Below are 8,611 nucleotides of genomic sequence, written 5' to 3'. Positions count from 1 at the left end.
CGCGAATTTTTTTAAATAAAGCACATTTTTTTTTTAAAACGCTTTGATTAAATTACAAAAAGGGCCTATCTGTACAGGATCGCTTTGGGCCAGAATTGGCATCTCGCGGCGTCAGAGGTTCTCGACCCGCCAATCTCATTCCAAATCATCGATACCGGGCGCGCGGCATGTTCGCTCCGCGCGGCCATTCTCATTCTTCGAAAGACCGACATGAACACCGGAACCGTGAAGTTCTACAATGGCCGGACCGGCTTCATTCAGCCGACCGATGGCGGCAAGGACGTCTTTGTCCATGTCAGCGCACTGGAGCGCGCCGGCTTCCCCGGCCTCGCCGAAGGCCAGAAGCTGCAGTTCGAGTTGGAGCGTGACACCAAGGGCCGCGAGTCGGCCGCCAATTTGCAAATGATCTGATCCGGCCGAATTCGATGAACGCTGACCACGGATGTACTGGCAGCTCTCGAAAGAGGCTTATTTCCAGCGACTGCCGGAAATAGGAAAGCGGGGCTCGTCCCCGCTTTTTTGTTTTCAGGACCGCTGCTTTGCATAGGTAAGACAATGCCGGACCGCACCACCCACTCCATCGCGCACTTCACCGCACCTTTCGTGCTCGGCGGACTGGAAGGGCAGCTGCCGGCCGGCGACTACGACATCGACCACGCCGAAGAGCTGATCGAGGGCATGTCGCGGCTTGCCTGGCGCCGCGTCGCCACTTTCATCCATCTGCCGGCAAGGGCAGCGAAAAACCCGCCCACCAGCCAGCTTGTCGCCATCGATTACCTCGAACTCGAAACAGCGCTGAAGCGCGACAGGGAGAATGCAGCATGATCCGTTTCCAGCAGAATGCGCGCCCGCGCACCGACACACCCGCGCACCAGTTTTCGATCGGTCAGACCGTGCGCATGAAGAGCCGCACCGGCCTCGTTCAGAAGACCGCCGAACTGTTCCAGATCAAGAGCAGGCTGCCGGTCAAGGATGGTTCGCCGCAATACCGCATCCGCAGCGAGCAGGAGACCTATGAGCGGGTCACCACCGAAGACAATCTCGAACCGGCAGATCCGGTTGTTGCCGACAACCCCGTTGTTGCCAGCAACCCGCTCGTCTGAGACCCCACCGCCAAGCCAACACTGAAGCAGGAGCACGACATGTCCAAAGGTCAACAGCGTAGCAACCGCGAGACACGCAAGCCGAAGAAGGACAAGGTCGTGGCAAAGCCCGCCTCCCCGTTCGGTTCGTCGGTCAAGCAGGCGGAGAGCAGCTTGAAGCCGAAGTCGAAAGGCTGACAAACTGGAGGGCGCGCCTCGTGCGCCCTTTCCGTCGTCCTCTGTGAGGTGGCGAATTGACTGGACAGGCCTGCGCAATGCTCTGCCACGGAGGCGCGCTTGAATTTCGTCATCGAGTTCTACCGGTTGCGCGACGCCGACGAAGCCACTCTCGACAAGGTGTCGCTGGAGGCGCCGAACCTGCGCGCCGCGCTGCAGGACGCCACCGCGCTGTTCCACACGCTGGCGATGCCGCAAATCCCCGATCGCCTGCGCATCTGCGACGACAGTGGCAGCGAGCTCTATGCCGGCCCGGCCGACGGCGCCTATCCGGTTTAGAGCAGCGGTGCTGCCCCACGACTCCATTAAAGTTCACGTAAGATCGAGGCCCTAATATCCGCCTGAACCGGGCCGCTGCCGCGATTGGTGGCCGAGACGTTGCGGGCGACCACCCACGATCGCCGCTCATACCCGAAGGCAGGAGGCGCATGGACAGGTCGCGCATCATCGTGACGGCGGTGGTGTTGGCCATGCTGGGCGCCATCTTGCCAATCGCAGCTATGTTTCATCTCGCTTGGATTCAGGCCGTCCAAAAGGAACATGAGCGGCTGCAGCTGTTCGCCAGCCGCGCCATCGCCAGGGCCGACATCTCGCTCAACGATGCCACCGCCGCCTTGCGGCAGATCGACCAGTTCACCGGCATCCGCTGTTCGGCGGACCATATAGCCCGTATGCGGCAACTCACCATCAACACGCGCCCGATCGAAGAAATGGGCTATTTCGAAAACGGCCTGCTCAAATGCTCTTCCTGGGGACCGACCGAAGGGCGCGTTGCGCAATCCACCCCTGACTTCACCACCAGGGACGGCATTGCCGTCACCGCCCGCATGCAGCCGGTGATGAGCGAGGACCATTTTCTGATGGCGCTGCGATACAGGGATCACAACGTCCTTGTCGATCCGGTACGCTTTGTCGACGTCATCGTCGATCCCAGTGTCCAGCTCGCCTTGACGACGCAAACGGGCATCCTGCTTGGCGCGTTGAACGGCCCGAATCCTGCTCGTATCGAGAAGATCATCGCCGGTCCCGGCGAAGGCATCGATGACGATCTCCTGTTTGCCACGGCGCGCGGGACGGACTGGATTGCTGTCGCCACCGAACCGACAAGCCAGATCCTGGGCAGCGTTCGCAAGCAGCAATTCATGCTGCTTCCGCTCGGCGCCTTCATGGCTGCCTTCATCATCGGCGTGGTTGTGTGGCTGTCACGAAGGCGGCTTTCGCCCTTGGGAGAATTGCAGATCGCCGTGCGCAAGCACGAATTCATCGTCCACTATCAGCCGATCGTCGAGCTCAGGACCGGCAATTGCATCGGCGCGGAAGCGCTGGTGCGCTGGAAGCGGCCGAATGGCTCCCTGGTCCGGCCCGATCTTTTCATTCCGCTGGCGGAAGAGAGCGGCCTGATCACGGCGATCACCGATCAGGTCATTGCGATGGTTGTGTTCGACCTGAACAAGCTCCTGGTCGCCGATCGCTCGCTTCACATCGCCATCAATCTCAGCGCAACCGATGTCGGCACCGCGCGGGTCCTGCCTATTATCGAAAAGGCGTTGCAGCACACCGGAATCCGGCCCCAGCAAATCTGGCTCGAGGCCACGGAGCGAGGTTTCGTCGATATCAACTCGGCGCGTTCGACGCTCATTCGTGCCCGCGAACTGGGGCACGCAGTGGCAATCGACGACTTCGGCACCGGCTATTCCAGCCTGTCCTATCTCGAGGGGCTGCCGCTCGATGCGCTCAAGATCGACAAATCGTTCATCGATACGATCAGCACGAATTCCGCCACCAGTTCCGTCACCCCGCATATCATCGACATGGCCAAGACACTGAAGCTGAAGATCGTTGCCGAGGGCGTGGAAACGCAGGCGCAGGCCGACTATCTCGCCGAGCGCGACGTCGACTACGGCCAGGGCTGGCTTTTCGCCAGACCCATGCCTGCGTCCGAGTTCATCGCCTACTGTCGCCAGGTGGAGCCGACGGCTTGACGCCTGTCGTCCTCAACAAGGCGCAGCGTTCTCAGCACGGCCCGTCGCCAACGACGCGATAGTCCGCGGCGCGGGCTTCGCAGGAATTGGGGAAGGTACGCATCTCGCCATGCCGGCGGCCGCAGACCGGAGCATATTCGCGGGTGCAGAACGTCTGCTCGCCACCGCCACCGCCACCGCCGCTATCGCGGCACGGACCGTCGCGCACGATGCGGTAGCCAGCCCGGTCGGCAAGACAGGCATTGGCGAAGGTCTGGCGGTCGCCGCCGCGCCGGGCACAGACCGGCTCGTACTGCTTGCTGCAATATTGCGGCTCGGGCCGTGGCGGACGCGGGCGTGGCCCTGGTCCCTCATCGACGACAACAGTGCAGGCGGCAAGAACTGCCGACAGCAACAGGATGACAAAACCCTGCCGCGAAAAGATTGCCGCCAGAAATTTCATGATGATCTCCCACGATCGGTCCCCGGTTACCGATCCTCGCCATTCCCTTGCCAAATGCAACCCCCGTTTGAGCTCGGCAACCGACAACGGCGCCTGGACCGAAAGGGAGGTCAGCGCGCCGCGATGTCTGGCCCATTCGTGGCCCGGCTCTGGCCGATGACCCGGCCGGCAAGCAAGCCTATGCCGAGCCCATCGATGCTCAGGTCAGTCGATTGATGCGTCGGGATGCGCCAGTACGGCGGCCCGCGGCGGTATCTTGCAACCATCACGTTTCCGTGCGATAAATTCCGTGTTCGGGCATTTGCGACCCGGAGAGCGGAACGTTTTGGACGACCTTTCCCCGATACTGTGAATCTCTGACGGCCCCGTTTTCGGCGGGGGGTTTGACCATGCGCCAATGCATGACTGCCGAAGCAACCACCGGGAACTGCCCTTTGCGCCAGGCGGCGGGCGGGACCACCAAAGACTGAACGGGTGAAGGAGTTTCCCCAATGGCCCAGACCGGCACCGTTAAATTCTTCAACGCGACCAAAGGCTTCGGTTTCATCACGCCCGATGGTGGCGCCAAGGATGTGTTCGTCCATATCTCCGCGATCGAAGCCTCCGGCTTGCGCACGCTCGTTGACGGCCAGAAGGTCACCTTCGACGTCGAGCCGGACCGCATGGGCAAGGGCCCCAAGGCCGTCAACCTCCGCGCAGCCTGAGCCATCGGCGCGCCGCATGTCACTCGGACGTGCGACGGAGGCTCCATGCCTGCACCTGGCCTGGAGAGGGATCTGAATTTTGAAAGGCGCGGCGATCTTCGTCGCGCCTTTTCCTTATCGAAGGCGCGGGCCGGTGATGTCGCCCAAGCCGCCAGGTTCTGGGCTACGACTTGCATAAAACAAAGACCCAAAGCGTGCCGCAACGTGCTTTAGACGCCCGCAAAACTTTCTCTTGCCGATGACGCTAAAATAAAGGACAAATTTCCACTCGGGCATTTGCCGGCCCGAGACTGGAGTTTATGGGACAAAGGAGCTTCCCATGCCGCAGACCGGCACCGTCAAATTCTTCAACCATGCCAAGGGCTTCGGCTTCATCACGCCCGATGATGGCGCGAAGGATGTTTTCGTCCATATTTCAGCCGTGCAGGCGTCCGGCCTTCCCGGCCTGGAGGATGGCCAGAAAGTGTCGTTCGACACCGAGCCGGACAAGCGCGGCAAGGGACCCAAGGCCGTCAATCTGTCGGTCGGCTGAGCCGGCTTGGACCGGCGATGGTTTTCGCTCCCTGGAGGCGTGTGACCTTTGACGCCTGTTGTGAATAAATTCGTCGAAATCCGTTCAGCCCCCGTTCAGCCACGGTTGCATATTAGTCTTTGGTAAAGCCGGACCGCATCCCCGAAACTACACGGGCCGGCACGAAGGAGACCGAGATGAACCGAATTTTCAAGACCGCCGTCCTGGCCGCTGCCGTGGTCGCCACCACGCTTTCGGCCTTGCCCGCCGCCAACGCACGTGATTGGCGCCGCCATCATGGCCATCATGGCAACGGCGATGCCATTGCCGCCGGCGTGCTCGGCCTCGCGGCCGGTGCGCTGATCGGCGGCGCATTGGCCAATGACCGCCCGCCGCCCGACGCTGACCGCTACTACGATGACGGTTACTACGATCGTGACGTGGTGGTGCGCCCGGCCCCGGTCCGCCGCTACTATGCGGAGCCGCGGGTGGTCTACGCTGATCGTTATGCCGAGCCGTGGACGCGTGATTGGTACGAATACTGCTCGGACCGCTACCGCACCTTCAATTCCCGCACCGGCACGTTCACCGGTAATGACGGCGAACAGCATTTCTGCACGGCGAACTAAACCAGGGCCTCCCTGCCCCAACAGAAAAGCGCTGACCGCAAGGCCAGCGCTTTTCTGTTTGGAGCATCACAGGATTGGGGCAGGCGAATATCGGCACGCCCTACAGCAATTCCAGGAAAAGTGTGAAACGGTTTCCCGGGAAAAGCGCGAAGCGTTTTCCCTTGGGAATTGAGTCAGAACAAAGGGTTAGAGCGGCCCCGCCGTTTCCGTGAAATGGTGAATTGCTCTAAACGAGAAAAGGATTGGTCCGCCTCTCCTCGCCAAAACGTCCGCCGGGACCGTGGCCGCAGATGAAGCCGATGTCGTCGCCGAGCGGCAGGAGCTTGTCCTTGATCGAAGCGATCAGTGCCGCATGGTCGCCACCCGGCAGGTCGGTGCGGCCGACCGAGCCGCGGAACAGCACGTCGCCGACATGGGCGAACTTGGCCGCGCGGTTGTAATATACGACGTGACCTGGTGCATGGCCGGGGCAGTGCAGCACCTCGAACACATGGCCGCCGAACGACACGGTCTCGCCTTCGGACAGGAACCGGTCGGGCACGCAGTTGCGCGCTCCGGCGATGCCGTAGCGCTTGCCTTGGTTTTCCAGATTGTCGAGCAGCGACTTGTCGGCCTCATGCGGACCGATGATCTCGACGCCGAGCGCCTCCTTCAACTCCATTGCGCCGCCGGCATGGTCGATGTGGCCATGCGTTATCCAGATCGCCCCGGCTGAGATCGCATTGTCCTTCAGCACCGCCAGCACCTTGTCGATATCGCCGCCAGGATCGACGACGACGCCATGCTTGTCATCCATGTCGAACAGGATGGTGCAATTCTGCTGGAACGGTGTGACCGGCACGATGCCGGCATTGAGCTGACCCATGATCGTCCTTTCGATGTTCACGGGTGATGTAGAGGCGCGGACAAAGGGCGTCCACCCTCGCAAGACGAACATCGGTAGCTCCGAAAACGGAAATGGGCGGCCGAAGCCGCCCATTTGAAAAGACCTTAACGGCCCGCCTACTTCTTCATGGCGCCCATGACCGCGCCGAGAATGGCGGTCAGGATCGCGCCGCCGCCGGCGCCGCCGACGATGTTCTGCAGGTTCAGCGCGCTGCCGAGACCGCTCGTTGCTGCTGCCGCAGCCGCCGGATCGACCGCACCGCCACCCAGCAGGCTGCCGAGGATCGCCGCACCGCCGACGCCGCCAATGGCTCCGCCCAGGATTTTGGGAAGCTGACCCATCGCCGCCGTCTTGAGCGCCGCACCGACCGCCTGACCACCGATGACGCCAGTAATCACCTGTATGATGATCGGAAGAAGCGTGTTCATGTCCATATGATTAGTCCCTCCATAGCTGTCAGCCTCCCGGGCCGACACCATCATGAGACGCCGAATTGGACGAAAGTCAAATGCAGAAACGCTGAAATAAAAGGGGCGGCCCGAAAACCGCCCCTACTTCCTAAAAAAGCTGTGACTTTCGTTATTCTGCGGCGATCGCGTGCTTGGGCTGAACGGCCGCAGAATAGTCATTCATAAGATTCTTGGCTATTTCGCCGACCTCGAATCGGTAAGGCCCGATCTCGGAAACCGGCGTCACTTCCGCCGCCGTCCCGGTCAGGAAGCACTGCTCGAAGCTTTCCAGCTCTTCCGGCAGGATGGCGCGTTCAATCACCTCCAGGCCGCGATCCTTGGCCAGCCCAATGACCGTGCGGCGGGTGATGCCGTCGAGGAAGCAGTCAGGCTTGGGTGTGTGGATCTTGCCCTCCTTGACGAAGAAGATGTTGGCTCCGGTCGCTTCGGCGACCTGGCCACGCCAGTCGAGCATCATGGCGTCGGCATAGCCCTTGGCCTCGGCGGCGTGCTTGGACATGGTGCAGATCATGTAGAGGCCGGCTGCCTTCGACCTGGAAGGCGCGGTGCGCGGGTCGGGCCGGCGCCATTCCGCCACATCGAGACGGATGCCTTTCAGCTTCTGCGCAGGATCGAAATAGCTCGGCCATTGCCAGATGGCGATGGCACAGTTGATGCGGTTGTTCTGCGCCGAGACGCCCATCTGCTCACTGCCGCGCCAGGCAATCGGCCGGACATAGGCGTCCTGGAAACCCTGCTTCTTGAGAAGCGTGGATGAGGCGTCGTTGAGCTCGGCCACCGTATAGGGGATATTGAAACCGAGCAGGCGTGCCGATTCATGCAGGCGCTCGGTGTGTTCGTTGAGCTTGAAGATCTCGCCGCCATAGGCGCGTTCTCCCTCGAAAACGGCGCTGGCGTAATGCAGCCCGTGCGTCAGCACATGGATCTTGGCGTCACCCCATTGGACGAATTCGCCGTTCATCCAGATGGAGCCATCGAGTTGATCGAAGGGAACGGATGCCATGGTAACCTCCCACGGGCGGCAGCCCGGATACTTGTATCGTTGTGTGTTTCGTGTCGGCCGCCCAAAGCGGCTTTTATGGTGGAGCGTAAGCGGATAATTGCGCTCTGGCAAACTCAGGAAATTCCGGAAAAACCGGCTTCCCTTGCCTTTTCGTTCGCAATCCGCCCAAAAGCTTGTCAAAAATTACCATTGCAGGGAAATTACGTCAATAGTACTGACATAATCTCTCTTTCCCACGGAGAAATAATGACGGATCGAAGCCCAGCCGCCGGAAAACCGATCAGGACCGCGATGTCGGTCGAGGACGGCATCGACTTCGCCATTATCGAGCTGCTCTTCTTTGCCTATCGTGACTTCACCTCCGATCCGGACCAGATCCTGGCCGACTACGGCTTTGGCCGGGCCCACCACCGGGTGCTGCATTTCGTCAACCGCAGGCCGGGCCTGACGGTCGCCGAACTGCTCGACGTGCTGAAGATCACCAAACAGAGCCTGGCCCGTGTGCTCAAGCAGTTGATCGACACCGACCATGTCGTGCAGTTGCAAGGTCCGCGCGACCGCCGACAGCGCGAACTTTATCCGACCGCCAAGGGCCGTGCGCTGGCGCTGGCGCTGGCGCGGCCACAGTCGCGCCGCATCCATGCTGCATTGGGGGATTCCGGAGT

At 61.2% G+C, this 8,611-nt stretch carries 14 protein-coding genes; 10 read left to right on the top strand and 4 right to left on the bottom strand.

Annotated features, from left to right (window positions below; genetic code table 11):
* Positions 1 to 210: 210 nt before the first annotated feature.
* The 6 genes from EN984_RS13435 to EN984_RS13415 all read left to right on the top strand — a co-directional run bounded on the left by EN984_RS13435 (position 211) and on the right by EN984_RS13415 (position 3,301).
* Positions 211 to 411: a cold-shock protein gene (locus EN984_RS13435; protein WP_127270517.1), complete on the top strand. Its 201-nt coding sequence runs from the start codon at positions 211 to 213 to the stop codon at positions 409 to 411.
* A 144-nt stretch (positions 412 to 555) separates the two neighbouring features.
* Positions 556 to 825 (top strand): hypothetical protein, encoded by a 270-nt coding sequence (locus tag EN984_RS13430; protein WP_127383780.1) that lies wholly within the window; start codon positions 556 to 558, stop codon positions 823 to 825.
* Entirely contained in the window at positions 822 to 1,103 is a 282-nt protein-coding gene (locus EN984_RS13425; protein ID WP_127270520.1) for a hypothetical protein, read from the top strand. The genes EN984_RS13430 and EN984_RS13425 overlap by 4 nt, the downstream gene beginning before the upstream one ends.
* Before the next feature lie 39 nt (positions 1,104 to 1,142).
* On the top strand, positions 1,143 to 1,280 hold the full coding sequence (locus EN984_RS37665) for a hypothetical protein (RefSeq protein WP_164482279.1): 138 nt from the start codon (positions 1,143 to 1,145) through the stop codon (positions 1,278 to 1,280).
* 99 nt (positions 1,281 to 1,379) lie between these two features.
* Entirely contained in the window at positions 1,380 to 1,598 is a 219-nt protein-coding gene (locus tag EN984_RS13420; RefSeq protein ID WP_127270522.1) for a hypothetical protein, read from the top strand.
* Positions 1,599 to 1,747: 149 nt separating this feature from the next.
* Positions 1,748 to 3,301 (top strand): EAL domain-containing protein, encoded by a 1,554-nt coding sequence (locus EN984_RS13415; RefSeq protein ID WP_127270524.1) that lies wholly within the window; start codon positions 1,748 to 1,750, stop codon positions 3,299 to 3,301.
* Between the two features lie 31 nt (positions 3,302 to 3,332).
* On the opposite strand, the gene EN984_RS13410 is transcribed toward EN984_RS13415, so the two are convergent.
* The gene (locus EN984_RS13410) at positions 3,333 to 3,743 is read right to left on the bottom strand and encodes a Kazal-type serine protease inhibitor domain-containing protein (RefSeq protein WP_127270527.1); all 411 of its coding nucleotides are present in this window, start codon (positions 3,741 to 3,743) and stop codon (positions 3,333 to 3,335) included.
* A gap of 491 nt (positions 3,744 to 4,234) precedes the next feature.
* On the opposite strand from EN984_RS13410, the gene EN984_RS13405 reads away from it, so the two are divergent.
* From EN984_RS13405 to EN984_RS13395, 3 genes are all read left to right on the top strand, one after another.
* Complete coding sequence (locus tag EN984_RS13405; protein ID WP_006202520.1) at positions 4,235 to 4,447, top strand: cold-shock protein; 213 nt, start codon at positions 4,235 to 4,237, stop codon at positions 4,445 to 4,447.
* 319 nt (positions 4,448 to 4,766) lie between these two features.
* Positions 4,767 to 4,979 (top strand): cold-shock protein, encoded by a 213-nt coding sequence (locus tag EN984_RS13400; protein WP_013530020.1) that lies wholly within the window; start codon positions 4,767 to 4,769, stop codon positions 4,977 to 4,979.
* Between the two features lie 176 nt (positions 4,980 to 5,155).
* Positions 5,156 to 5,587 carry a BA14K family protein gene (locus tag EN984_RS13395; RefSeq protein WP_127268420.1) on the top strand — a complete coding sequence of 144 codons (432 nt, stop codon included), beginning with the start codon at positions 5,156 to 5,158 and terminating at the stop codon, positions 5,585 to 5,587.
* A 226-nt stretch (positions 5,588 to 5,813) separates the two neighbouring features.
* Here the strand turns inward: EN984_RS13395 and EN984_RS13390 are convergent, their stop codons facing one another.
* From EN984_RS13390 to EN984_RS13380, 3 genes are all read right to left on the bottom strand, one after another.
* Entirely contained in the window at positions 5,814 to 6,452 is a 639-nt protein-coding gene (locus EN984_RS13390; RefSeq protein WP_127268419.1) for an MBL fold metallo-hydrolase, read from the bottom strand.
* A 137-nt stretch (positions 6,453 to 6,589) separates the two neighbouring features.
* Positions 6,590 to 6,907, bottom strand: coding sequence for a hypothetical protein (locus EN984_RS13385; RefSeq protein ID WP_023809804.1), 318 nt, complete (start codon positions 6,905 to 6,907; stop codon positions 6,590 to 6,592).
* A 145-nt stretch (positions 6,908 to 7,052) separates the two neighbouring features.
* A complete protein-coding gene (locus tag EN984_RS13380) occupies positions 7,053 to 7,946 on the bottom strand; it encodes a branched-chain amino acid aminotransferase (protein WP_127268418.1) in 894 nt (297 codons plus the stop codon).
* Positions 7,947 to 8,192: 246 nt separating this feature from the next.
* On the opposite strand from EN984_RS13380, the gene EN984_RS13375 reads away from it, so the two are divergent.
* Positions 8,193 to 8,611: MarR family transcriptional regulator (locus tag EN984_RS13375; RefSeq protein ID WP_164765466.1), on the top strand; the 419-nt coding region annotated here is incomplete at its 3' end.

Source organism: Mesorhizobium sp. M7A.F.Ca.CA.004.12.1.1, from assembly GCF_003997835.1.
GTDB lineage: Bacteria > Pseudomonadota > Alphaproteobacteria > Rhizobiales > Rhizobiaceae > Mesorhizobium.
The sequence above is the reverse complement of the archived record's forward strand: the minus strand, read 5'-3'. Positions and strand labels throughout refer to the sequence as shown.

Bases quoted from the DNA above. Each gene is read 5' to 3' on its own strand.
- EN984_RS13435 (WP_127270517.1), top strand. From the start codon at position 211: ATGAACACCGGAACCGTGAAGTTCTACAATGGCCGGACCGGCTTCATT.
- EN984_RS13430 (WP_127383780.1), top strand. From the start codon at position 556: ATGCCGGACCGCACCACCCACTCCATCGCGCACTTCACCGCACCTTTC.
- EN984_RS13425 (WP_127270520.1), top strand. From the start codon at position 822: ATGATCCGTTTCCAGCAGAATGCGCGCCCGCGCACCGACACACCCGCG.
- EN984_RS37665 (WP_164482279.1), top strand. From the start codon at position 1,143: ATGTCCAAAGGTCAACAGCGTAGCAACCGCGAGACACGCAAGCCGAAG.
- EN984_RS13415 (WP_127270524.1), top strand. From the start codon at position 1,748: ATGGACAGGTCGCGCATCATCGTGACGGCGGTGGTGTTGGCCATGCTG.
- EN984_RS13410 (WP_127270527.1), bottom strand. From the start codon at position 3,743: ATGAAATTTCTGGCGGCAATCTTTTCGCGGCAGGGTTTTGTCATCCTG.
- EN984_RS13405 (WP_006202520.1), top strand. From the start codon at position 4,235: ATGGCCCAGACCGGCACCGTTAAATTCTTCAACGCGACCAAAGGCTTC.
- EN984_RS13400 (WP_013530020.1), top strand. From the start codon at position 4,767: ATGCCGCAGACCGGCACCGTCAAATTCTTCAACCATGCCAAGGGCTTC.
- EN984_RS13395 (WP_127268420.1), top strand. From the start codon at position 5,156: ATGAACCGAATTTTCAAGACCGCCGTCCTGGCCGCTGCCGTGGTCGCC.
- EN984_RS13390 (WP_127268419.1), bottom strand. From the start codon at position 6,452: ATGGGTCAGCTCAATGCCGGCATCGTGCCGGTCACACCGTTCCAGCAG.
- EN984_RS13385 (WP_023809804.1), bottom strand. From the start codon at position 6,907: ATGGACATGAACACGCTTCTTCCGATCATCATACAGGTGATTACTGGC.
- EN984_RS13380 (WP_127268418.1), bottom strand. From the start codon at position 7,946: ATGGCATCCGTTCCCTTCGATCAACTCGATGGCTCCATCTGGATGAAC.